The 25390-nt window shown below is 47.9% G+C and carries 12 protein-coding genes; 6 read left to right on the forward strand and 6 right to left on the reverse strand.

All coding sequences use genetic code 11. From position 1 onward, the window contains the following. Window positions 1–19 precede the first annotated feature (19 nt). Window positions 20–349 carry a c-type cytochrome gene (locus GQF01_RS17195; RefSeq protein ID WP_161407951.1) on the reverse strand — a complete coding sequence of 110 codons (330 nt, stop codon included), beginning with the start codon at window positions 347–349 and terminating at the stop codon, window positions 20–22. Window positions 350–597: 248 nt separating this feature from the next. Then, window positions 598–2109, reverse strand: coding sequence for an arabinosylfuranosidase ArfA (gene arfA, locus GQF01_RS17200; RefSeq protein ID WP_161407952.1), 1512 nt, complete (start codon window positions 2107–2109; stop codon window positions 598–600). 112 nt (window positions 2110–2221) lie between these two features. Here arfA and GQF01_RS17205 point away from each other — a divergent pair, with 112 nt between their 5' ends. From GQF01_RS17205 to GQF01_RS17230, 6 genes are all read left to right on the forward strand, one after another. Further along, on the forward strand, window positions 2222–3199 hold the full coding sequence (locus GQF01_RS17205) for an ArsR/SmtB family transcription factor (protein WP_407945411.1): 978 nt from the start codon (window positions 2222–2224) through the stop codon (window positions 3197–3199). A gap of 199 nt (window positions 3200–3398) precedes the next feature. Next, window positions 3399–4598: an MFS transporter gene (locus GQF01_RS17210; RefSeq protein WP_161407953.1), complete on the forward strand. Its 1200-nt coding sequence runs from the start codon at window positions 3399–3401 to the stop codon at window positions 4596–4598. Between the two features lie 43 nt (window positions 4599–4641). Then, window positions 4642–5322 carry a TIGR00266 family protein gene (locus tag GQF01_RS17215; protein ID WP_161407954.1) on the forward strand — a complete coding sequence of 227 codons (681 nt, stop codon included), beginning with the start codon at window positions 4642–4644 and terminating at the stop codon, window positions 5320–5322. Between the two features lie 246 nt (window positions 5323–5568). After that, a complete protein-coding gene (locus GQF01_RS17220; RefSeq protein WP_161407955.1) occupies window positions 5569–6318 on the forward strand; it encodes an IclR family transcriptional regulator in 750 nt (249 codons plus the stop codon). A 16-nt stretch (window positions 6319–6334) separates the two neighbouring features. Beyond that, window positions 6335–7108 (forward strand): SDR family NAD(P)-dependent oxidoreductase, encoded by a 774-nt coding sequence (locus tag GQF01_RS17225; protein ID WP_161407956.1) that lies wholly within the window; start codon window positions 6335–6337, stop codon window positions 7106–7108. A 48-nt stretch (window positions 7109–7156) separates the two neighbouring features. Then, window positions 7157–8056: a fumarylacetoacetate hydrolase family protein gene (locus tag GQF01_RS17230; protein ID WP_161407957.1), complete on the forward strand. Its 900-nt coding sequence runs from the start codon at window positions 7157–7159 to the stop codon at window positions 8054–8056. Between the two features lie 380 nt (window positions 8057–8436). Here the strand turns inward: GQF01_RS17230 and GQF01_RS17235 are convergent, their stop codons facing one another. From GQF01_RS17235 to GQF01_RS17250, 4 genes are all read right to left on the reverse strand, one after another. Further along, window positions 8437–12249 carry a LamG-like jellyroll fold domain-containing protein gene (locus GQF01_RS17235; RefSeq protein ID WP_161407958.1) on the reverse strand — a complete coding sequence of 1271 codons (3813 nt, stop codon included), beginning with the start codon at window positions 12247–12249 and terminating at the stop codon, window positions 8437–8439. An 86-nt stretch (window positions 12250–12335) separates the two neighbouring features. Next, window positions 12336–17033, reverse strand: a complete 4698-nt coding sequence (locus tag GQF01_RS17240) for an NPCBM/NEW2 domain-containing protein (protein ID WP_161407959.1) — start codon at window positions 17031–17033, stop codon at window positions 12336–12338. Between the two features lie 78 nt (window positions 17034–17111). Continuing rightward, entirely contained in the window at window positions 17112–18902 is a 1791-nt protein-coding gene (locus GQF01_RS17245; RefSeq protein ID WP_161407960.1) for an S-layer homology domain-containing protein, read from the reverse strand. A 78-nt stretch (window positions 18903–18980) separates the two neighbouring features. After that, window positions 18981–25265 (reverse strand): discoidin domain-containing protein, encoded by a 6285-nt coding sequence (locus tag GQF01_RS17250; protein ID WP_161407961.1) that lies wholly within the window; start codon window positions 25263–25265, stop codon window positions 18981–18983. Window positions 25266–25390 lie beyond the last annotated feature (125 nt).

Raw genomic sequence — 25390 nt, forward strand, 5'->3', positions numbered from 1 at the left:
GGATACCCATTTATTTCCTCTACTTAAGACCTGCCAACCACGCAGCCAACACCTTCAATTCCTCTTCTTTGAGCGCGACTTGGAACGGCGGCATCCCGCCACCACCCTTTTGGATGCGCTTTATAATCTCATCTTCCGTCAAACGTTCCCCGACTTTTTGAATGTTGGGACCTTCTCCGCCCTGTAATTGATTACCATGACAAGAGATGCAAAAGTTCTGGTAAACCTTTTGTGGATCGGCTTGTGCAGGCGTTGTCTGCGCGTCATTTTGTTGTTTATTTCCATTTCCGCAGGCCGTCAGCCCCATAGATAAAATGATCATACTCATCATCAGCAGCTTTATTTTCATACAGGAAACTCCTTAAAGAAAGATTTCCTCCATCATACCAGAGCATGGCTTGCAAAATAAAGAATTCGTCCATTCGTCAAGCCTGATAGACTCCCGCCAGCTGCTTGGTCATAGTATGTGATGCGTGAGGATGATTTATTTTATTAAGATGATGTAAAAAATACGTAAAAAGAACAAGATAAAGACATGGCAGAAGCATCTGCTTCGTACCATGTCTTTTGTGAAGAGCTGTTGACCAGCCTATGAACCTAGGCCAACTTCAAACGAATCACGTTCCAGGACGCTTTCCCAAGCGTTGCGTGAATTTGACCATTCGAATCTACGGCTGCATTGCCGCCGTTGTGCGGTTTGACACGATCTTGAGCGTCAATCGTATTCGCGGCTTTCAAATCGTCACTCTCCAGCACGATATGCTGAGTAACCTGGCAGGCACCAAAGCTGCGAAGATCCAATTCAAGCGGAAGCGCCTCCGCCAAATGACGGTTAACAGCGAAGATTGTTACTTCTGATTTTTCCTCATTATGAACAGCTACTGCTTCCAAATAAGGCACATCTGTATAATCTTTCGCATCATATTTAGGCGATTTAATGAGAGGCACAAGAACCGTTCCGCGTCCGAACAAGCTTGCATGCATGTAAGGATAATAGATCGTTTGCTTCCACGCTGCTCCGCCGTTAGCCGTCATAATTGGCGCAATAACGTTGACGAGTTGGGCTAAACAAGCCATTTTGACCCGATCCGCACGTTTTAACATCGAAATTAGCATACAACCTACGAGGAGAGCATCCTCATGATTATATATATCTTCCAGCTGCGGAGGAGCGATGGACCAAGGCTCGATTTTACGATCAGCATCATTAGAATGATACCAGACATTCCACTCGTCAAAGGAAAGGTTAATTTTCTTCTTACCGCGTTTTTTCGCCTGAACATAGTCGGCTGTAGAGATGACCGTATTAATGAAACGATCCATGCCCATGGATTGGGCCAGGAAGTTCGAAGTATCCTTGTCGCGATTGCCGTAATACTGATGCAGTGAAATATAATCAACATGATTATAGGTGTGCTCGAGGACAGTCGCTTCCCATTCTGGGAAGGTAGCCATAGTCAAACTGGAACTACCGCAAGCTACTAGCTCAATTGAAGGGTCAACCCACTTCATGACTTTAGCTGTTTCACAGGCTGTACGCCCGTATTCCGCAGCGGTTTTGGCGCCAATTTGCCATGGACCGTCCATTTCGTTGCCTAAGCACCAGGTTTTGATGTTATGAGGAGCTTGATACCCGTGGGAAATCCGCAGATCACTCCAGTAGGTACCGCCTTTGATATTGGAATATTCAATGATATCTCTAGCTGCATCTGCTCCGCGAGTCCCTAGGTTTACCGCCATCATCGCCTCGGTGTTCGCTTTGCGGCACCAATCCATGAACTCGTTAAGTCCTACCAAATTAGGCTCAATCGTGCGCCAAGCCAGATCCAGCCTTTTCTTACGCTCCTCGATTGGTCCAATGCCGTCCTCCCAATTGTAACCGGATACAAAGTTCCCCCCCGGATAACGTACGATTGGCACATCCAGCCCTTTGACCAGCTCCATGACGTCCGCACGAAACCCCTGCTCATCAGCTTGCGGATGTCCTGGTTCATAGATCCCTCCATAGACAGCGCGTCCCAAATGTTCAATAAACGAGCCGTAAATACGAGAATCTACTTCTCCTATTGTAAAATCCTTGTCGACAATCATGCTTGCTTTCATAGACATTGTCATCACCTCATAGTATAATTAATAAAAATATGAACCAGTTAATACAAATATTATGATGTTGTTTCTATTAAACAATAATCAATGCTTGATTTCAAGCCTTTCTTTAAGAATGTTTTGGATTTATATTTATATAAATCAGTCGAAGTTAGGAATAGATAGAAATAGAGGGGATTGGAATCCTATGATACAAGCGTCAACAGACCGCAAATGGCTGCCGCTCTATGAAGCTTTAGCGAGCGATGTGCGGCTTCAGATTTTGGATTTGCTTGCTCAGCAAGAGATGAACGTGAAGGAACTAGCCCAGACGCTTGGCTTAAGCAGCGCTATCGTGACTATGCATGTGAAGAAGCTGGAGGCCGGAGGCTTGATTCACACGGCGTTAGTGCGCAAACAAGGCGGCACGCATAAGATGTGCTCGCTCGCGGTTTCGCGCGTCGAGATTCAGCTGCCGCAGCTGAGTGAGCCTAAGCGCGTGTTCGATGAAGTGTCCATTCCCATCGGACATTACACGCGCTTTGAAGTGCAGCCTACATGCGGTCTCGCGACGGCCGATCATACGATCGGGCAGTACGACGATCCGCGCTACTTTTTCGAACCTGAGCGAATGCATGCGAAGATTCTCTGGTTCGGGAGCGGCTTCGTGGAGTACCGCATCCCGAATTATTTGCTCCCCAGCCAGACGCTGGAGGAGATTGAGATTTCGCTGGAGCTTGGCTCGGAAGCGCCAGGCATTGCCGAGAATTGGCCTTCGGACATTCATTTCTATGTCAACGACACCTTGCTCGGCTATTGGACAAGCCCCGGCGATTCGGGGCAGGGCCGCGGGCACTACACGCCCAGTTGGTGGCCGGATTCCATCAACCAATATGGTTGGTTGAAGGTGATCCGAATCACCGAACAGGGCACTTTCCTTGACGGGCAGCGGCTCTCGGCCGTTACGATCAAGGACATCCGCATGTCGCGCAACGAGTGGCTACTACGGATTGAAGTGCCGGAGCATGCGGCGCATGTCGGCGGGCTCACGTTGTACGGTGAAGGCTTCGGCAACTACAACCGGGATATCATTTTCCGCACCTACCGGCGGTAAGACTAATCAGGTAAACCTCATGGCACATGGGTCAGCTATCGGTCTCGTGCATTTTGAATACATAGCATCATCTGTCTTACAGCTATCCCTTAGTCAGCGGTCCATCCGCTTAGGGATAGCTTTATTATTTCCCAGCCCCTATAAATGGCATCGAAGTGAAGTATGCTATACTGGGAAAAAAAGATAAGGAGCCTCTCTGATGCCTGCACCCTTACATTGGAAAAAGTCACTGTGGATCTTATGGGGGGCTAACTTTTCCATCATGTGCGGAATGAACCTCATTCTTCCGTTTCTGCCTCTATATATCGGACAACTTGGGGTCCACGAGGTTGGTGATGTCGTGCGCTGGACAGGTTGGATCGTTGCCGCCCAGTTCATCACCTCATTTCTTACGCAGCCTCTCTGGGGAGCAATCGCCGATCGTCGCGGCCGCAAAATCATGCTGCTGCGAGCCGGGTTCGGCATGGCTGTTGTGACCGCCTTGATGGGCATTGTCACGGAGCCCTGGCAGCTGCTTGCGCTTCGGCTGTTGAATGGTTTCTTCTCCGGTTTCATCTCCATGGCCGTCTCCCTGCAAGCATCGGTGACACCCCGGGAGCACTCCGGGAAGGCGCTCGGCACGCTGCAAACAGGATCCATCGCCGGATCGTTGATCGGCCCTTTGATCGGAGGGTTGCTTGCTGGTATGATCGGTTATAGCCACATCTTCTTTGTTACAGGCGGTCTCATGCTCTGCGCCAGTCTCATCGTGATGATTTTCATTCATGAGGAGCGCAAAGCTCCTGCACAGAAAAAAGCACGAGAACGTACAGAGTGGCGCCTATTTCGCCCGCTGTTGCCGGTCTTTGCCGCTTCACTCATTACGCAAGTCGGGATGATGAGCATCGAGCCCATTGTGACGGTCTATGCCAAAACGATTTACTCCGGCAATCATTTGGAGCTATTTGCCGGTTTAATCGTGGCGATTACTGGTATCGCCAACTTGTTCGGCTCGCCCTCCTTAGGGAGACTGGGCGACCGTATCGGCCAACGCAAAACACTTGTCATCGCTTTGTCGATGGCGGCACTCGCCTTCATTCCGCAGGCCTTCGCTACCAGCATTACGATGCTGCTCGTCGGAAGATTCCTGCTGGGGCTGTTCATCGGAGGCATGATTCCCTCCTTGAATGTACTGGTCTTGAAACTCGCCCCTACTCAGATTCAGGGGACAGCCTACGGCTTTAACACATCTTCGCTGTTTCTCGGCAATCTGATTGGCCCTTTGCTTGGCAGTCATTTTGCAGCAGCCTATGGGTTTAAGTCGGTGTTCTATATCACTATGGGAATCCTGCTGCTCTGCGCTTTGTTCGTTTATTTGAATCGCAGCCTAGAGACACTGCGGCAGTCGAATTCGGCTTAACCATTTTCTTATTCAAATGCTACTTATTCATGGAGGATGATTTATGAAACACGAGATTCTATATAAAGGCGCATTCCCAATGCTGCGCGTGGAGCTTGAAGCTGGAGAAAACATTAAGGCAGAAGCAGGAGCTATGGTCTCGATGTCGCCTAACATTGAGCTCAAAGGTACGATAGATGGCGGCATTATGAAAGGTCTTGGCCGTATGCTGAGCGGCGAGAAATTCTTCTTTCAGGAATTAACCCCAACGCGTGGGGGCGGCGAGGTTCTATTGGCACCGGCTGTGATTGGTGATATTGAGGCTGTTGAGCTAGACGGATCGTACAAGCTGTATGTGCAAAAGGACGGCTTCCTTGCTGGAACATCCGGCATTCAAGTAAATACGAAAATGCAAAACCTGATGAGCGGCTTCATGTCCGGCGAAGGCTTCTTCATCGTTGAAATTAGCGGTAGAGGCACGGTTTTCCTCTCCTCCTACGGAGCTATTCATGCCATTAACCTTGCACCTGGGCAAGAGGTTGTCATTGATAACGGGCATCTGGTCGCATGGCCGGATTATACGCAGTATACGATTGAGAAAGCGGCCAAAGGCTGGCTCTCCAGCTTCACAAGCGGTGAAGGTGTCGTATGCCGATTCCGCGGCGAAGGCGTCGTGCTTATTCAAACGAGGAATCCGCAAAGCTTTGGCGGATGGTTGAAGCAATTTATGCCAGGCGGCAGATAATCTACCCCTTGTAGATTTGATGTCCGTTAAATTTTATTCGGGCCTCGTTTCCTTCGAATAAACGCTGTGGTGTCCATTAGCGACATACGTACGCCCACAAGAGACTATCCCTCCGTCATTCATATGACTTGGGAAAGTCTCTTTTTCTTTTTACCCTCTCGTTTTTCCCACTGCCCTATGCTATGATAGTTCTAACTGGTAAACTAAGTTTTGTATATTAAACCAAATGAGCTGGGAGGCCAACGATTGGACGATAAATACCGCGTTCCAGCCATTGAACGTGCTCATCTTATTCTCAAAGAAATATCACTGCAGCCCGGTCAGCTGAAACTCATCCATCTGTCCCGTTCGCTCAGTATCAACAAAAGCTCGATGTACTCGCTGCTTTTAACGCTGGAGAACCTAGGCTGGATCGAGAAGGATACCGGCGAAACCTACCGCCTTGGACGCGAGCTCTCGCGCTTGGGCCATGCGGCTGTCCAGCATAGGGACTTGAACGAGTCCTTCCACAAGGAAGCATCTCAAACCAAGCTGAGACTGGGTGAATCGCTGCAATTAGCTCGATTAGATGGCAATGAAGTGCTCTATCTCGCCAAAGAGGAAGCGCTTACGCCAGTTCGTCTCGCCTCTGGACCCGGCATGCGCCTGCCTGCACATGCCACAGCACTCGGCAAGGTCATGCTGGCTGATCTTAGTGATGAGGAACTGGGTAGCTTCTACCGGGCAGATCAAGAACCATTTTCACAGTTAACTGCCCATTCCATCGTATCGTTGAAAGACCTCACTAAAGACTTGGATCAAATTCGCAAACAAGGCTACGCGCTCGATTTGGAAGAAGCCGTTATCGGATTCAACTGCGTCGCCGCTCCAATCCGAAATTTGTATGGGAAGGTCATCGCCGCTGTCAGCTGCTCAATGATGTTGCCTCAGTGGCAGCAAAAGAAGCAGATCTGTATAGAAGAAGTTTGTAAGCTTGCTCATCAGCTATCCGAATAGTAAAGGAGAATTGAACATGCGGTTACACAACAAAGTTATTCTCATCACAGGTGCAGCTTCAGGCATTGGCAAAAGCACTGCTCTCTTATTCGGGCGGGAAGGCGCCCAGGTCATCGTAAACGATCTCGACGAAGCCAAAGGGATCGAGACGGTGAATGAAATTATAGAGGGCGGCGGGGCAGCCCGCTTCATTCAAGCAGATGTTACGCACTCTGACTCCGTCAAGGCGATGGTTGATCAAATCATTCAAGCCTACGGCCGAATTGACGTGCTTTTCAACAACGCAGGCATTAGCGGTGTCGGGGCGCTTCATGAGCTTGACCCTGAAGCGTGGGACCGCATCATGAGCATTAACGTAAAGGGTGTCTTCCTCCCTTCGAAGCATGTCCTCCCCCATATGATGGAACGACAATCAGGCTCGATCATTAACATGTCATCCTGTATTGCCGAAATCGGATTGGCTCGCCGTGCTTCCTATGCCGCAACGAAAGGCGCCGTCCTTGCGCTGACCAAATCCATGCAGGTGGACTATGCCTCTTACGGTATTCGGGTGAACGCCTTGCTGCCGGGAACGATCATGACTCCTTTCGTTGAAAATTACATTCACACCTCTTATGACGATCCAGAAGCTGCTATCGCCTCTCTCAAAACCAGACAGCTCAGCAACGAAATGGGCCGTCCCGAAGATGTAGCTTCAGCTGCCTTGTTCCTTGCTTCTGATGATTCCAAGTTCATGATGGGCTCTCCCTTGTACATTGACGGTGGGGTCACTTTTGGTAAAAATGCTTAGCCTGTTCCTTATAAACTCTTCATATCTCATTATTCAGGAGGTTTTCACATGAAACTGCTTACATTTACCCAAGACAATGCTTTCCATCTAGGTATTCAAACCGATTCCGGTGTACTCGATGTCGCTCAAGCTGTTCAGCAGCTATCACCAGCATTCGCTGTTCCAACCACGGTTACCGAAGCTATTCAAGGCGGAGCAGCAGCCACTGAAGCTCTGCACCAGCTCGTCCACCTCGCACTTGAAAGCAATGATCGCCAAACGCTGATACATAATGAAGAGACTTTGAACTACGGTCCCTGCGTCACTGAACCCGGCAAAATTATTTGTGTCGGACTTAACTACCGTAAGCATGCCGAAGAAACGAATGCCGCAATCCCGCAATATCCGATTCTTTTTAACAAATTTAATAATACGCTGACGGGACATGGCCATGATATCGCCCTCCCCCGTGTTACCAAAGAAGTCGATTATGAGGCTGAGCTCGTTATCGTAATTGGCAAGCAGGCCAAATATATTTCCAAAGAAGAAGCTTTGGACCACGTTTACGGATACTGCTGTGTCAATGATCTTTCTGCGCGTGATCTGCAAATGCGTACGGCTCAATGGTTGCTCGGTAAATCGTGCGATGATTTCAGCCCGCTTGGCCCTTATCTAGTCACTGCAGACGAAGTTGGCAATCCGAATGATCTGAAGATCAGCACCACGGTCAACGGTAAAGTGCGCCAAAACTCGAATACAGCGGATATGATTTTCCACTGTGATGAGGTCGTCAGCTATATTTCTCAGCATATGACTTTATACCCGGGGGATATCATTCTCACAGGAACGCCAGAAGGTGTTGTGCTGGGCGACCCGGTTGATAAGCGCGTCTATCTGAAGGATGGCGATGTTGTCACCATTTCCATTGAGAAGCTGGGAAGCTTGACGAATCGTATGGTTAGCGAGTAACCAGCTCCTGCTATCGAGATCTCGTTCATGAAAGAAGGTCTTCCTCAGCTTAGGGGAACTGGGGGCCTCTATTTTGGGAAAAGCGAGCATATTTTCAGCTGAGCGGAACTACAGGCTCTTATTTGCCCTCCATAGCAACGTTTTCAGGTGAATTTGGCAAAATAGCGGAACGTAGTTCCCTTGCATACGGAAATTTCGCTTTTTCGAGGAAATAGTGGATTGTTGTTCCTTTAAAAACTAATCATCTACCAAAAAAAGGGCAGAGGAAAACATCCTCTACCCTTTTTGGCATTGTGAATCTAAAGCTTACAAGCCTAATAATGACACAATGCCCGGGCCAACTTAACGTTGAACCGGGCACTGGTTGTAACCTTGCATCTTTATTGCAGGATCAATTTAGCGATCCCTACGATATCTACAATGCTAATCTTGCCGTCATTATTGTAGTCCGCGCTTTTCGCCTCATTCCAGTCGCTGCTTGCTGAAGTCTTCCCGTAATAAACAGCTGCTCTGCCCAAGTCACCAATATCGATGGCGTAATCTCCATTGACATCTCCACGCGCATAAACCGTAATGATCTTCCCGTTAAAAACTTGCAGCGCCAAGTTTAATGTATTGGCTGCTTGATCCAACTGCTGCTGCGTGGCCGTAGGGTCCGAATGGATGGCCGATGCTGCTTGTATAGCGGATAATAGCACCGCTCTGGAACCAGCCGCATATTGTCCGACTAACGTTCCTTCTACCGAATGATCATAAGCCGACTGCGCCAAGCCGATGACCGTCTGCAGCGTTGTTTTATCTGTCGACGTAACTGAAACTGTCAGATTAGCTAGCGCAGCATCCAACTTCTGCCCTAACCCGTTAGAAACAGCAACTTTGGTCAGTACCAAATTCGTTGTCGTAGACGGATGATTCGGCTTCGCCATCCAATTGAATGTGAATACGTCTCCGCTTGCCGTTATTGCTCCCGTATTCCCTTGGCTCGCAGCAAGAATCCGAATTTGGCCCGGGATATCGGTTTGCGTCTGTACCTCCATAAATCCGGAAATTAACGGATCTACAGATACAAAGTCGATGGCGTCAGCGTCATAAGCTACTATAATATCAGCTGCATAAACCGCCGAATATACGCTGGCTGTTACATTGTTTAAGCCGAACTTGGTCGAGAACTCTGTGCCTGCTTGAACGACTGTCGGACCCGTAAGCGTAGCCTGCGGCACGTCCGTCGGCAGAGGTATCTGACCGGTGATCACGACATAGTTGGAGCCTTGTATACCGCTGCCATCTGTAGCTGTTGCTACCACCTTTACGATTCCGTCTTTCGCAGCAGTCAGCACGCCATTTTGATCGATTGTGGCTTGATCCGTCAATGGTGTGCCATCCTTTTCGTAAACAGCCCATGTAACAGACTTATTCGTGGCATTGACTGGAAGCACCGTTGCGCTTAATTGAAGGGTTTCGCCCTTCATGTCAATTGTGGACGATGGGCTTGTCACTGCAATTGACTGTACATATACTTGCTGATCCCCAGGAATCAGAACGATAACCGAGTTTTGGAATGTTAACAGGGCTTGGTTTAAAGTCGTTGTTGCTTGATCGAAGTCTTGTTCCGTTTGCGCAATGGCAGCGCTTGTTCTGGCCGTATTAAGTGCTTCCTGCAAAATCAATTTGGAACCGCTAGGATATTGCCCAGCCATGAGGCCTTCTACCGCTGCATCTAATACCGTCTGTACTTGTACGATGAGGGCATTTAACTGCGGCGGTGACTGCCTTGTTACTACGATGGTGTAAACTCTCGTCGTACCGTCTTGCGCCGTAACGGTAACGGTGATCGAGTTGTCACCCAAGGACAAGTTATTCCCGCCATTCACAACAGCCGTTGCGGCTGCATCCGATGTCGTATAGGCTACATTTGCAACCGTTACGTTGCTCGGGACGCTTAATGCATAGCTTAACGTAGTCATTTCAAAGCCATTTACCGAATCACCATTCATTTGTAAATCCGTCAAACTCGCATCGCTCGATGCCTTTGTAGTGTTGTACAGGTTTGAAACTTCGGATGGGCTCAGCGTCCGTTTAAATAGCTGAACATGGTCGATGTCGGCATTTAAATGCTCAGAATAATTTAATGTGCCGTCCTGACCGATCGCTGTTGGGTAATTCGTATTAATGCTTCCTGATTTGCCTGAAATATTTACCGATGTTACTAATGCGCTATCTTTATACAGAGAAGCAGAGCCGTTGCGATGATGAGTTATGGTAATGAAGTGCCATTTGCTATCGGAAACTCCCGGAATAGAAGCGTCGCTGCGAGATTGTCCAGCAGGCGTGAAGTTCCACTTCACGCTGCCATCTGATTCCAGGATGACAGCCCAGCCTGTGTTAGCACCGTTACTCCAGTTTTTATTGCTAATAATGGATGGGTCGTTAACTACGCCGGAAGAACGAATCCAGAATGAAACAGAGAAATCGCCAGTACCAAAATCCGTATTCGAGGTACTTCCCAAATTCAAGTATTGCTGGGTTCCATTAAAATGAATCGCCTGATTTGTTTGCCCGGTAGTAAAGGTAGGTGAGCCTTGCGAAGTAACGGTTGTATGATTGCCGGAACTGTCCTGCATATTGCCGTCCAGCTGCAGCTTCAATGACGAATCATATGGAATCGCTTGTCCATCCAGTTTCCAAGCTGGATTAATGGGCACTTTGAGAAATTTCATTGCAGTAACGAGTGCATCGGTTTGATTGGGCGTGTTGGCAATCGGCCCCTTAGCAACGGAGTTGCCATTGAGAATCAGGAATATCGATCTTTCCTGCTCACTGTTGCCGCCATGGCTAGTACCCGTACCGCCATGGTCGGTTGTCACTAGGATGAGCCAATCTTCCTCAGCGTAAGTGCTGCGGCTTTGAATGGCGTTCACCACGGCACCGATTCTTGCATCCGTTTGTTCGATGGCGTTAATATACTGTGGAACCGAAGTGCTGAATCCGTACGCGTGACCCGCGTGATCGACATCGTCGAATTGAATGAACGTGAAATCAGGATTGCCGTTTTGCATTAAACTTACAGTCTGGTCTCTGACGAGATCGTCCGTTGGTACTGCCGTTTCCGAGTCGATACCTGAAATAATATTGTCGTTGATAGCCCCCCAATTCACGATAGAGGTCGTAGACAATGCGGGATTATACTGTTCGACCCGTTGCATCAAGGAAGGATACTGCGTAAAATTTTTTCCTGAAAAGGAATTATCTGTGACACCGTGTTTATCGTACCAAACGCCTGTCAAAATGGAAGACCAACCGGTCCCGCTCCATGTGTAGTTGGAATTGGCCTGTACATTGTAACTATAGGCACCGCCAGCAGTTAGCGCATCCATGCTTGGCGTATTTGCCGCTTGCAGAGCATCGGAACGCGTGCCGTCAATGCCGATGACGAGCACCTTTTGGGTGCTTGATCCCATCGTAAACGAGCTGAACATGTCTTTGACTTCCGTATCGCTCAGCGCCCGTTTGAATAGCTGCATGTGATCAATATTGGCATTTAAACGAGAAGAGTAATTGAGCGTGCCGTCCTGTCCGATCGCTGTCGGGTAGGTCGTATCAATGGTTCCTGTTTTACTCGAAATAGCAACAGCAGACACCACGGCGCCATCCTTGTACAGCGTAGCGTATCCGTTTCGTTGATGGGAAACGGTAATGAAATGCCAATCATTGTCAGCTACCCCGGAAATATAAGCATCGCTTCGGGAATTCCCGGCTGGCGCGAAGTTCCACATGATGCTCCCATTCGATTGCAGGGACAGGACCCAACCTGTATTGGACCCGCTATTCCAATCTTTATTGCCAATAATGACGGGATCGCCAGATACGGCGGAAGAACGAATCCAAAATGAAACGGTGAAATCCCCTGTCCCGAATTTTGTTTGATTCGTGCTGCCTAAATTCAAGTACTGATTAGTTCCGTCAAAGTTAATCGCTTGGTTCAAACGACCCGTCACAAAACTTGGAGAGCCCGTACTGGCAACGCTTATAGGATTGCCCGAGCCATCAAGGGTATTGCCATCAAAAGGTAACTTTACCACCGAATCGGTAGGCACCGCTGCATTCACAGAAATCACTTGTCCAAGCAGCAATGTTAGAATAGCCAATATAAACAGACCCCTGCTTAGTTGACGTTTGAAAACCCTGTCAGCCATCGCTTCATCATCCTCCACAATCTTAAAAAAAATATGGCTGCCCCACAGTCACCCTATGACTTATGGGACAGCCTCTTCAATCGTTACTATAGGATCAGCTTAGCGATACCTACGACATCCACAATGTTAATCTTACCGTCCTGATTGATATCCGCGCTTTTCGCCACATTCCAGTCACTGCTAGTTGAAGTCTTCCCGTAATGCACAGCTGCTTTGCCCAAATCGCCAATATCGATGGCGTTATCTCCATTGACATCTCCGTGCGCATAAACCGTAACAATTTTCCCACTAAAAGCTTGCAACGCCTGGTTCAACGTAATGGCTGCTTGATCCAACTGCTGCTGCGTAGCCCCAGAATCCGATTGGATGGCAACTGCCGCTTGAATCGCAGATAATAACACCGCTTTGGAACCTGCCGCATATTGTCCGGCTTGGGTTCCCTCTACGGCGCGATCATAGATGGACTGCGCCAAGCTGATGATCGTCTGCAGCGTTGTTTTCTCTGTCGCCGCCGTAAGTGAAACTGTTAGATTCGCTAGAGCAGCATCCATTTTTTGACTAAGCCCATTGGAAACAGCCACTTGAGTCAGAACTAAATTCGTTGTCGTGGACGGGTGATTCGGCTTCGCGATCCAATTGAATTGGAATACGTCGCCGCTTGCCGTTACCGCGCCCGTATTCCCTTGGCTCGCAGCGATAATCCGGATTTGACCCGGGATATCGGTTTTCGTCTCAACCACCGCAAATCCAGAAATCAACGGATCCACAGATACAAAGTCGAGGGCCCCGGCGTCAAAAGTTACGGTAATATCAGCCGCATAAACGGCGGATGATACATTATTTAATCCGAACTTGGTCGAGAACCCAGTGCCAGCTTGAACGACTGCTGGGCCCGTAAGCGTAGCCTGCGGCACGTCTGTCGGGAGAGGTGTCTGACCGGTGATCACAACAGAGCTGGAGCCTTGAATACCACTGCCATCTGTAGCTGATGCTACCACTTTTACGACCCCGTTCTTCTTGGCCGTGAGATTACCAGTTGTATTTATAATTGCTTTATCTGATATGGTTACGCCATCTGTTTCATAGACCACCCATGTCACAGACCTGTTCGTCGCATTGGCAGGAAGCACATAGGCTTCTAATTGAAGACTTCCGTCCTTCTCGGTAATCGTCGTCGCCGAGCCTGTGACAGCGATCGATTGTACATTCACGTTTACCTGCCCGATCTTGGTTAGCACAAACGCTTGCAGTGCGGAGTTCAACGCTGCCGTTGCAGCTTCAAATTCCTGATTAGTAGCAGAATTCAGATCTGCCGTATGCTGCGCTTGTACGATTGCCGCTAGCAGGGTTGATTTCGAGCTTGCCGGGTAATTGCCGTCGGCTGTTCCTACTACAGCAAGATCATGTTGAACTTGGGCATTTGCGATAAGCGCCACTAGTTCAGCTCTAGCCGTGTTTTCAGTCACCGTTACATTCGCTACAGCGGGGATGACTGTGCCATCTACAACACCATTTACGATAAAACTGCCGGCTACCTCATACTTGGTTGAATCTATCGGGTCCCACTGAACCGACTTAACAGCAGTTGTTCCATTGTTGTACGTCACGCTGACATTCGCAGGCAGAACCGGCGCAACATCCTCAGCCGTAACCACATTTACTGGCGTAACTCCTGAAATCACTGGTGTCGCTTCAACAGTCTGCTTAGTCAGCTTCGCATCCGCCCAATCGCCGTGATCCTCGCTGTTTCCATTGCCAGAATCCGTAATCTCCAAGATTAGCTCTTTGTAACTCTTGACATTCACCTTCACAAATTGGGCATTATCCGACTCTCTCAACACACTTCCGGAGTAAAGCGATTCGACTGTTTCATCGTTCTTCACTCCCGATACTTTGAACTGTACCGAGCCGTTATAACTTCCGCCGTTCACTTCCTTATCTACACCGATAAAGGAGGAGAAAGTATCATAATTAGCCCCAGTAAGATCATACTTGATCACTGAATTGGCATGAGTGCCAAGGCCTTTGGCAAAGGAGAGATCCTCAGCACCATTTTTCAATATGATCGCATTGCCACCAATGCTCTTGTCTTTCTTCACATCCAACCAGCCCGAGGTTGCGCTTAGCCAGTTCAGATCGCTCAAATAGTCAACTTCAGGCAACTCTTCCTTCCGTTCAGATTTGGCATCCGCTACTCTAAACGTCGCATTGGCCCAGCTTGCATGATCCTCACTATTATCGTTATCGCTCTGCGTAACAACCAGTTCCACCATGCTTGCGCCAGCTACACTGACATCGATCGGTTTAGCCACGTTGGTAACCTTCATGACACCGCTCGCAAATTTCTCTACGCCGTCTACAAGCACCTTAAATTCAACATCGGCGTAGGACGGAGATTTGACTATCTCTTGGTCGACTCCGACAAGAGCACTAAAGGACTCATAATTTTTACCCGAGATATCAAACAAAATTCTTGAATTCGCATGTACGCCAAAGCCCTTCTCGTACGTTACAGCTCCGTTACTTCCCATTAGCCTTATCGCATTTTCGTCCAGACTCTTGTCTTTCTTAACCGTAGACCAGCCTGAAGATGCACTTAACCAGTTCAGGTCGCTCGCATAACGATCCACCAGTTCGAAGTTCAGTGTGTAGACTTCCTGTGTCGCTCCACCGTCTGCTGTAGCTGTAATGGTTGTCGTGCCTGGCAAGCTGTCGGCTGGGTCGATGACCAACTGCACGTTTTCAGATGCTTTGTCCACAGTAACTGTCGGAACTTCCAGGTTTTTCTCTCTAAAAACAGTCAGCGTTGCCGTACGATTCTCAGAATGAAGGCCACTGACCGGCACTCCGTTCACTTTCACATTTTTAATCAGAGAAGGCAGTCTTTCCACTTTCCATAATTGACTGTCGCTTCCGGTATATGTGTTTTGTACAGTCGGATTTCCGTCAGCAGAAGAACCGTTGCTGTTTTCTAATGCCAACAAGCTGTTTACGTTGGTAATTTTGAAGTAGCCATTGCCTACATTGGAGATGGCCCACTGCTGGTTTATGGCTGTAGGATCTGCCGCAGTTTCGGAATCTGTCCATTGAATGACTGGTTTTCCAGGTGATTTACTGGCGCCGGGAACATCCATAACTTGTCCGCTTTGCTTATTGGCAAGCTTATATTTGCCCAGACCCAAATCATCGATAACCCATTGCTGATCCAGCGCACTCGACTGGGTTCGCCCGGCAACAGCCGCTCCATTCGCAGACGAACTCCCGACTCCCAATGCTTTGCCAGTCGCTTTATTGACGATGCGATACAACGTATTAACATCAAAGGAGTCAATCCCCGTCCGAGTTGGAACGGCATTGGTGTAAGAGCCTACTGCCAGCTCGCCTGCAGCAGCGAAGCCGCCTACGGCCGAGTTCACTTCCAGTTTGACATAGCGTGCTGTTTGCGATGGGAAGGTCACACGTTTCATGGTCTTGTCCCCGTCCCATGTGCCGCTTTTAACCGAAGTGAAATTCGTTCCGTCCTCGCTTGCATATAACGTATAAGAAGTAATCATGCCCTGTGTTAAATTTTGCGAAGGCAAATAATTCAACATATTCACGTTGTTGTACGTATAGCCCAAATCGAGTGTAAGAGATTGAGGCAGAGATGTGTTGGTTTGCCAAACCGTCTCAGAGTAAGTGCCTACATAATCCATAAGGCCATCAATCGCATTGCTTGCAATCCCACTAGTAGCCGTTGCCGAATTTGCTGTAATCGGATGCTCCATCACAATCGGCTGATCCGGCAGCGGAGGTCGAGACTCATTCGGCGTCCAGGCTTGTCCAATCTCCCCCAATCGATTGACTACGTTATCATCCAACTCCCCATCCGGATTCGGTGAAACGTTGACTAGAAAGTTTGTATAACGCGGTTCCAAATAACCTAGATGATCTTCCACAATATTCTCTACGCTTGCCGGCTCTGTATTCGTCATCCAATCGTGCCAGAACCATTGACTGGAGACTAGCGGCATACCCTGATTAGCGGCATATGCATTATTGGAAGGTGCCCAAACGCCTTTAGGTTCTTCGAAATAAATGATGTCCTCATCCCATGGCTGCGTTTGTCCATTATGATCCACAATAAGAATATTAGGCTGTAAGCGCTTTATTAATTCGCGAATTTCTTGATAGGGAACTTCATTATGTCCCATCTCCCAGGCCCAGCCATCGATAATCAACACCGGAATTTCGCCGTAATTCGTCAGCAACTCGGTTAGTTGTCCTTTAATAAAATCGATATCTGCTCTGCTGACGGAACCTTTTGCGATCCCTTGCTGACGATCCCAGATGGAGAAGTATAACCCCGGCAAAATGCCTTGAGCACGCATGGAATCGACATATTGCCTTACGATATCTTTCTTGTAAGAGCTGTTCATCACGTTGTAATTGCCATACTTGGTTGGCCACAGGGCAAATCCGTCATGGTGTTTGGTCGTTAGAACTGTATATTTTATGCCTGCGGATTTGGCAGCTGTCGCCCATTGTTCCGTGTTCACATGCTCAGGATTAAAAGATAGTGGATCTTGTCCAGGCGTGACCCATTCCTGATCGTGATAGGTTCCCATGTTATAGTGGATAAACATACCAAACCTGAGATCCACATAGTTCTTCTGATTCGTGTAACTATCATTTACAACGGGGTTTGCCGGGGGTTGATTATTTGTAGTTGCAAACACGGGGGCCACTGAGGTACAAACAAGCATAAATATAAGTCCTACACACGTTGAAATCTTTTTATACAATTAAAACCCCTCCTTTTTGAAGAAGTAAGCCTGCTGATAGCAGGCTTACCGAAAAACGTTTTGCGATAAACTTTCTTCTTAATTGATCAAATTCGCATATTGCAGCACTCGTTTGATAATAACGGCTGCTTCAGCTCGAGTGGCTACATCTTGAGGTGCAAACGTCGTTGCTGTTTTGCCTTGAATCAATCCTTTGCTGGCGGCGTCTGCTACCGCGCTGCGGGCATAATCCGACAACAGGTCTTGATCGGCGAACGGAGCATTCGTCGCGCTGGCGTTAGATACTGAGGTTCCCTTCACAAGTCCAATCGCTTTCATCATCATCACGACCATTTGCTCTCTTGTAATCTGCGCATCCGGGCTAAATTGACCCTCTGCTACGCCTTGAACCAAGCCGTACTTCGCCGCTGTATTCACTTCCGGGGCATACCACTGCGTGTCTGCGACATCTGTAAAGACGCTGCGCCCTGCCTCCTCAGAAAGTCCCAGTCCTCGTACGAGCAATGCCGCAAACTGGGCGCGGGTGACTTGCATTTCAGGTGTATACATACGGTCCGAAGTCCCGTTAATAATCATTTTTGAAGCCAGTTGTTCCACATCTTGCTGTGCCCAGTGGCCAATCATATCGTCAAACGTTTTCTTGTTTTGAACGATCGCGTACAAACTGTTCGTATTTCGGATTACCTTCACTTCGGTTTTGCCGCCCTTAACGGTAAACACGGAAGGTACAAACTTCATTTCTCCTGTAGCTGGATCATAAACAACCGCGGTCGCTGCCGAGGAATCTTGAATGATTTCATCTACTTGGATAACACGAGTCACGAAGTTGTTGCCGAAGCTATGAATTTCCTGTTCTTTGTCTTTGGTTTTAAGAATGACTTTATAATCGATCATATCGCTCACACGATCCATACCCTTATCAGAGATGGATTGATCAAATTTCGTTTCATGCAGCGATTTGGCTTTATCGATACGAATGATCAACGTCGCTCCCTCTACGCCAGCCATACCCGCGAAATCCGCCTGATTCAGGATGGACATCGGAAGATCATAAGTGCCCAAATGGCTTCGTACGCTTAAAATTGTATCTTTATGATCCTTCAAACTGTCAAACAACGTTGGCAGCGGTAACTGCAAGGCAGTCAACTCGCGCTCGCCAGGAATCTCAAAGCTCAAAACGGTGCTTCCGCCCGTTGCTTGCAGATCCGCTAATTTCTGAGCCAGACGTTTGCTGTCAATCACCGCGGTTACTGAGGTTTGACCGTCTTGTGTCGTTTCAATCCGTAGCTCTGATTCTTTTGGTACATAGACGCCCAGATCTTCATTCGTTGATGGAGTCGTTGTACCTCCTCCTCCGCCGCCCCCAGGACCAGGAGTCGTCCCGTTAATTTTAACGGTAGCTTGTGCGTTAACATTCCAAATAGACGGCAGTTCTTGCGATGTCAATGTTGTCATCTGTGTCAAAGTTAGGTTAGCTTGTCCGCTCTGCTTAGCCTTGAATATCAATGTACAAATAGCTAGATTTCCATTTTCCCCAGGTTTATCTCCCATTTTCGTATTAGCAAATGTGACTTGATTACCTGAAGCTTGCGCGATCTTGTACCCATTGATTAAGCCATTCGATTGCGATTGAACTGAATTGAATTCCAGCCGGTCTGCATCATAGGTTAAAACAGCTTCATACCCATATAAATCTGTTACATTACTACCTTGGATCGTTACGACCACATTGTCGCCGACTGTTACTTGAGAAGCATTTAGATTGACCTTGAATGAAGGGATTCCGGCAGCACCTACCGTCGTACCGAACGGGATAATCGTGAATAAGAACATCATAACCGTGAAAAATAACCCTGTTTTGCGTATCATGGGGTTCACTCCTTCTGAATATCATCCGAATATGGAAAGAGAAAGGCTTGGCCTTCCTCTTCCATTTCAGATTGATGGTTATTGCAGGATCAGTTTAGCGATTCCTACTACATCGATAATGTTAATCTTGCCGTCATGATTGAAATCGGCACCTTTCATGTCATTCCAATCGGTTGCTGCAGAGGTCTTGCCATAATTCCTGGCTACTTCACCCAAGTCTGCGATATTAATTACAGTATCTCTATTAACATCTCCTGGCGCATAAGTCGTGATGAACTGCTGGTTGAATACCTGGATCGCTTGGTTTAACACATTGGCTGCGTCATCCAGCTGCTGCTGGCTAACCGCAGGAGCCGTATTGACCGAAGCGGCTGATTGGATCGCAGCTAACAGCACCGCTTTGGAACCTGCTGCATATTGTCCAACTTGCGTTCCTTCTACCGCACGATCATGGATGGTCTGTGCCAAATTAAGGACCGTTTGCAGCGTCGTCTTATCTACAAAAGAAATCGTTAGATTCGCCAAGGAGGCATCCATCTTTTGACCAAGTGAATTAGAAACGGCTGCCTTGCTTAGATTTAGATTAGTTGTCGGGGATGATTGTTGAGGCTTTGCCCTCCAATTCATTCTGAATACATCTCCGCTAGCGGTAATAGCTCCCGCTTCTCCTTCGCTAATCGCGATAATCCGAACTTGACCCGGTACATCCGTTTTCGTATCTACCACTTTAAAGCTTGATTTCAATGAATCCACCGATACGAATTCAATCGCATTTGCATCGAAGCTTACTACGATGTCTGCTGCATATACGCTGGAAGATGGGCTATTCGTGACATTCGTTAAACCAAAGTTGGTCGAGAATGCAGCTCCTGCTTGAACCGCAGCCGCTCCTGTCAGCGTAGCGTGAGGTACATCGGTTGGTGTTTGACCGCTGATCATTACATAGTTGAAACCTTTAACATCGCTGCCGTCAGCAGCTGTCGCCACCACTTTCACAATTCCGTTCATAGTTGCCGAAAGCAATCCACTGGCGTTAATCGTTGCTTTGTTGGTCATCGAGAGACCATCGTTTTCCCAGACGCTCCATGTGACTTGACTGTTGGCATTCGAAGGCAATACTGTAGCTTGCATTTGCAGCGTGCCTCCTTGCGCTGTAATCGTACCCACGCCGCCTAAGCCACTCACGGAAATCGACTGAACGAGGTACACCTGATCGGTCACGGTGACATTCGCAACAGCAGGTATCGCTGTGCCGTCTACTGTACCGTTGACGTTAAAGCTGCCGACTGTCTTATATTGGGACGGATGAACCGCATCCCATTGCACGGGCTTCTGAGCCGTCGTTGCGTCATTATAAGTCACGGTTACCGTGCCAGGCAGTACCGGCGCGGAGTAGGTAACGGTAGTCACTGTTACCGGTAATACGCCTGTAATGACAGATGCAACTTGCTCCCACTTCGCATACAGCGTGATATCAGTTGCCGGAATCGTGTTCACGCCGAAATCCCAGCCGACCGTCAAGGCTTCATCTTGATACCAGCCTGCAAAAGTAAACCCGTTCTTCACCGGAACTTCAGGTGCTGCAATCTTCGAACCTTCAACAGCTCCGTACACGGAACGAACCTCACTGCCGCCGTCACTGTTGAAGTTCACGGTCGTACCTGTTTTGAAGACCGAGAAATCCCACTCATAGGACCATCTTGCAGCAATTGTTCTGTTCTCGTTATTTAATTCAATTGGAAGCCACACATATCTGGAATCCTTCAGATCACTTGGGTACCAGCGATCTGCCATAAAAATGAATTTATTAGGCACGAGATCGCCATTGCCATCGCGGTAAGGCAGAACATGCGTGCTTTGACTCTCGTGAGTCGTTCCTTTCCAGTCATCCACAAACGGATCGCCTTTATCCTCCCACGGACCAAACATGCCATTCGTCGATACGTGATAGTTAGCTCGGTTTGGATTCCAACCCGTCAAGCCGGACGTAATCATATAATAAACGCCGTCTTGCTTGAAGACCGTTGGGGCTTCCCTCCAAGATTTAAAAGCTCTTACATAATGAACGCCCTCTACAGACTCGCCATTGCCATTCTGAGCAGGACCTGTGTACTCATCATTCAACATCGTGATGACGGTCGTAGCATTTTCTTCCGATGCATAAATCAAATAGGCTTTGTCATCTGTCGCATCATTGCCATCATCATCGACATATAGCGTCATATCGCGAAGCATGCCGTCATTGCCACCAGGTTCGCCTTTATTCGGCAATCTGAACGTTCCGAGATATTTGAACGGTCCCGTAGGCGAATTACTGATTGCAACGCCGCCTTCCGCCGTCCAGTAAGATCCGGCGATCGGCCCGTCTTGATGCCACCACATCACATATTTGTCCGTTTTCTTGTTGTAGACAACCTTCGGACGTTCGACTACTTTATCCCAGTTGAAATCCTTGTACATCGCTTGCTTCTCTGCATTCGTTTTGTCTGCATACAAGGCATTAAGCTGTTCTATGCGTGCAGCTGAATTATGTTTGCTCAACGAATTGACAGGCGATTTCATATCTCCTGTATAGTCGAAATTTCTGTCCGTGATGTTAATAACCCGATTCGGATTGAAGTCAACACCGCTTTGATAAGCCGGGCTACTCTCGTCCACATATAAATCCAAGTTCCCATCTGGCAAAGAGGATTTGCCAAACTGCGGGTTGTTGAATACCGGCAATACGATCCCTTCATTTTTCCAGTTGTACAAATCCTTAGAAGAGTACGCGTGAACGCCAGTTACTGGTACATAACCTGAGCCAACATTATTTTCGGTTTTGTCTTCCCCATACCAGTAGTACGTTTTGTCCTTTTCGTTGTACAGAATTCCTCCGCCGTGAGCCTGAATGGGAACGCCGTCTCCATCGAGCCACACTTCGCCGCTTTTAATGGAATCTGTTTTACCTATAGTCTGATATAAATTGTATAAGTCCTGCAGAATTTCAGTGTAGTAAGGAATGCTTTCCTCCGTTAAAGCACTGACCGCACCAATCGATGCAATTTTATTTTCAATTGCTGCTGCTACTTTCTCACTAACGCTAGACGCCGTACGCAATTGCGTAATGGCATTTTCCAAGCTTGACGTATCAAAGCCCGTGGATTTTTTCTGACTGACAGCGATCTCTGCAGTAGTTAGCGTATTACCATCGCCGCCTGTAGAAATAGCCTGAATGGCTACATATCTGGCTTTATGCGATTTGAATGTTGCCGATTGTGCGCTGGAACTGGATGTGTCCCAAACGCCATTCGCTGCAAAAGTGAAATTTTGGTCCAAATAATCTTGCGTACCGTTCACCGGTATATTGGTTAAATCCGCATCACTATAGTAAATCTTAAATTGCCCAATTCTTCCGTTCGCCTTGTCCTGTCTTGGCGTAACCATAACTTTTCCAACATCCGGCTTGTTCTGACCCAGGTCCACAATGATGTAATCGCCAGCTCTGTATTTTCTTCCGTTTGATTCCCAATTAGTTTCATAAAACGTTGCATTGTTGTTATCCAGCATGAGGCTGGAAGGATTTGAGCCATAAGCTTCTGGAGCGTAGAAGAGACTAATTCCGTTCGTTTGCTGTTCATTGCTTTGAACTTTTGCGATTTCGGCAGTGAGCTTGTTGGCCAGCTTTGCCATCTCTTCTTGAGTCGCCGTACTGCTGTTCAGCAGCGTCGTACCTTGCGTGCGCAATGTTTCCAGATCAGTCAAATAAGCAGGATCACTCGAAAAGCCATCGATGAACGTAGTCGCATCAGCCATCGCGTTATCAAGTTTCGTTGTATTCAGAGTAAACCCAGTCTTGTTGAAAAGATTGATTTCAGCTGCAGATGCATACTGCTTACCCGCATCGCTTTTGGAAGCCAGCGCTGTGAACTTCACGTAGGAAGCGCCGCGTGCGTTAAAGGTTGCCGACTTCTCCAGCCTGTCCGCATCCCAAGTCCCTTCGGCAACTTTAGTGAAAGCTGTGCCATCAGAGCTGACGGATATTTCAAACTTGGTCACAACACCGTTCCAATCTGCATCCTGCCGCGGCACATAACTCAGTTTGTATACACCGTCATACGCCTTGTTAAGGTTGTAAGTGATGGAGTGTGGAAGCGGTGTATAGGAGCCATCCCAAGCCGTATGCCATTTGGTACCTGTGTCGCCATCCAACGTTTTCGCCGATCTTTCGTCAGAAGCGGAACTGGTTGAAGATGCTGTCATTTGGCTTTGCGGGATGCGTCCCGTCGAGTTAGATTGCGTATTGTACTCAGCGGTAATTTTACCTGCGATGGTTGTGATAGCTTCTTGTGTTACATACGCAGTATCCCGAATTGTCTTACCTTCGTTGACTAGCGTTTGCAATGTCGTCAAACTAGGGTTAGCAGTTATCAATGCTTCTGCGCTGGTAAATATCTGGTTTAATAGAACCGTATCTACGGTAAAACCTGGCTTTCTCAAAATTTTGATCTCAGCCGCCGAACCGAACTGCGTGCCGGAGCCGTTATTCGATTGCGTCACCGTAAATTTCACATGTGTAGCGCTTACTGCAGAGAATGTAGCCGTCTTCTCAGCCTTATTGTTACTCCACGTTCCTTCGGCCACCTTATTGAAATTCGTGCCGTCCGTGCTGACAGCGATTTCATACTTGGTCGCAACTCCGTTGTAACTGCTGTCCTGTCTAGGCAAGTATTTCAACTGGTACACATCGTTGTACGAGTTGCCTAAGTTGTAAGTGATGGAATGCGGAGCAGGCGCCGGAGTACCGGACCAAGAGGAATGCCAATTGGTTCCTGTATTGCCGTCCAACGTCTTCTCAGGTCCTTCGCCTGAGGCAGAGCTGCTAGCTGTAGCCGTCATCCCGCTTTGCGGAATCACCGTGTTGCCTGTATAAGATGCTCCGTCAATCACAAACGTTGTAATCGATTTCGGGCCAATTGTCGTAGTTAATGTTTTATTCAAAATCGGAACATTTGCTTGCTGCTCCACATTTTCCGTCGCTGAAGAAACATATGGCGTTGCAGTCCCAGTGACAGCATCAAACTGTGACATGTCTAATGAAATATCTTGGCTTGTCGTGTTTGCATTTTTATATACAACATAGATTTTATTCTTGGAAGGATCGTACGCGGCTAACGTGTTATCATTGTTATCTGCAATAAATCTGGATCCCTGCGGGATAAATTTACTGAATTGCGCCATGGCGTAATATTTTTTCCCGTAATACCAATCTTGTGTATCAAAATCCGCGTGAAGGAGACCCCAGTTCATGTTTTCCTTCTGCATGTTTTTCTCGCTCTCAATAGCTTGCCACAGTACCCAAGCCTTAGGTTCAAGCCAAGTAATATCGGTCATAATTCTTTCTGCTAGTGCCAATGCCGGTTCGAAATCATCATGATTGTGAGCAACGCCCGAAGGACCCAGATCCACTTCAGACATCCATAACGGTTTGCCTGCAGCCTTAGCTGCATCTCTAACAGCAGTTCGGTTCGACCCGCTGTACGTATGGGTATTCATTTGTCCAATGTTATTCTTTGTTGCAGCGTCATACGAGTTCCAGTCGGTCATAAATGTATCTACACTTGTTTCGTCCATAGCCGAAATTGCGACAGATTGAAGTCCTTTGGAGTCAAGCTTGGCCCGAGCCGCATTAATCATTTTCGCTTGCGAGCCCGTATCCCAGTGAGAACCTTCTTGCCCTCCGCCAAATCCCCAATAATTCGTATTCGGTTCATTGATTGGAGACAACGTATCGAACTTAATTCCCTCTGTATCGAAGTGTTTCACAACAGTTGCCAAATAATCTGCGAAATTGTCATACTCCGTCGATTTCAAGTTATCTTTCCAAGCATCCGAATTCCCAGTTGTACTTCCACTAACCGTCATATAGTAAGGCGCAGAATTGGAGAACGCTTCCAATTTGTCAGCCCCTCTTGCTATAGCTGCTCCAAGCCACCAACGTTGATTCGCATCCTGTGTCCAATCGTACACGCCAGCCGAAGGGGAGAATCCAGGTACTTCACCGCCTTGGCGCATCGTTTCGTACGCAGGATTTTCACCACCGCCTATGTTGTATCTGGCAATATTGAAATTCAATCCCTCGGGTGAATAAAGCGCATCGGCCAATGCCTCTTTCGTAGCCTCGTTCCAGCCGCCTGTTACATTACCAAACCACGCTAATGCCGTTCCCCAACCGTCCCAAGCTTGCTGCATGTTGCTTGGATCTAAATTGATTGATGTTGTTGCGGCGCTCGCCTTTTGTGGTGTTAACCCGTAAAACGCAGGTGTAACCAATGAAACAGCAAGGCAGGAAGCAAATATTTTTCGTCCAACTTTTGTAGTCATCAAGACAACCTCCTTCTAAGATGGTATAACTACCAAATCCATAATTTGGAAACGCTTACCAAAATCATTTTAAAAAATGGAAACCGATTTGCATCAATTTCCCATAAATGAGGAGAGAAGGTGAC

The sequence above is a fragment of the Paenibacillus silvestris genome (genome assembly GCF_009882985.1).
Lineage (GTDB): Bacteria > Bacillota > Bacilli > Paenibacillales > NBRC-103111 > Paenibacillus_E > Paenibacillus_E silvestris.

Coding starts and splice junctions, on each gene's coding strand:
- GQF01_RS17195 (WP_161407951.1), bottom strand. CDS start 349: ATGAAAATAAAGCTGCTGATGATGAGTATGATCATTTTATCTATGGGG.
- arfA (WP_161407952.1), bottom strand. CDS start 2,109: ATGTCTATGAAAGCAAGCATGATTGTCGACAAGGATTTTACAATAGGA.
- GQF01_RS17205 (WP_407945411.1), top strand. CDS start 2,222: ATGTTTTGGATTTATATTTATATAAATCAGTCGAAGTTAGGAATAGAT.
- GQF01_RS17210 (WP_161407953.1), top strand. CDS start 3,399: ATGCCTGCACCCTTACATTGGAAAAAGTCACTGTGGATCTTATGGGGG.
- GQF01_RS17215 (WP_161407954.1), top strand. CDS start 4,642: ATGAAACACGAGATTCTATATAAAGGCGCATTCCCAATGCTGCGCGTG.
- GQF01_RS17225 (WP_161407956.1), top strand. CDS start 6,335: ATGCGGTTACACAACAAAGTTATTCTCATCACAGGTGCAGCTTCAGGC.
- GQF01_RS17230 (WP_161407957.1), top strand. CDS start 7,157: ATGAAACTGCTTACATTTACCCAAGACAATGCTTTCCATCTAGGTATT.
- GQF01_RS17235 (WP_161407958.1), bottom strand. CDS start 12,249: ATGGCTGACAGGGTTTTCAAACGTCAACTAAGCAGGGGTCTGTTTATA.
- GQF01_RS17245 (WP_161407960.1), bottom strand. CDS start 18,902: ATGATACGCAAAACAGGGTTATTTTTCACGGTTATGATGTTCTTATTC.
- GQF01_RS17250 (WP_161407961.1), bottom strand. CDS start 25,265: ATGACTACAAAAGTTGGACGAAAAATATTTGCTTCCTGCCTTGCTGTT.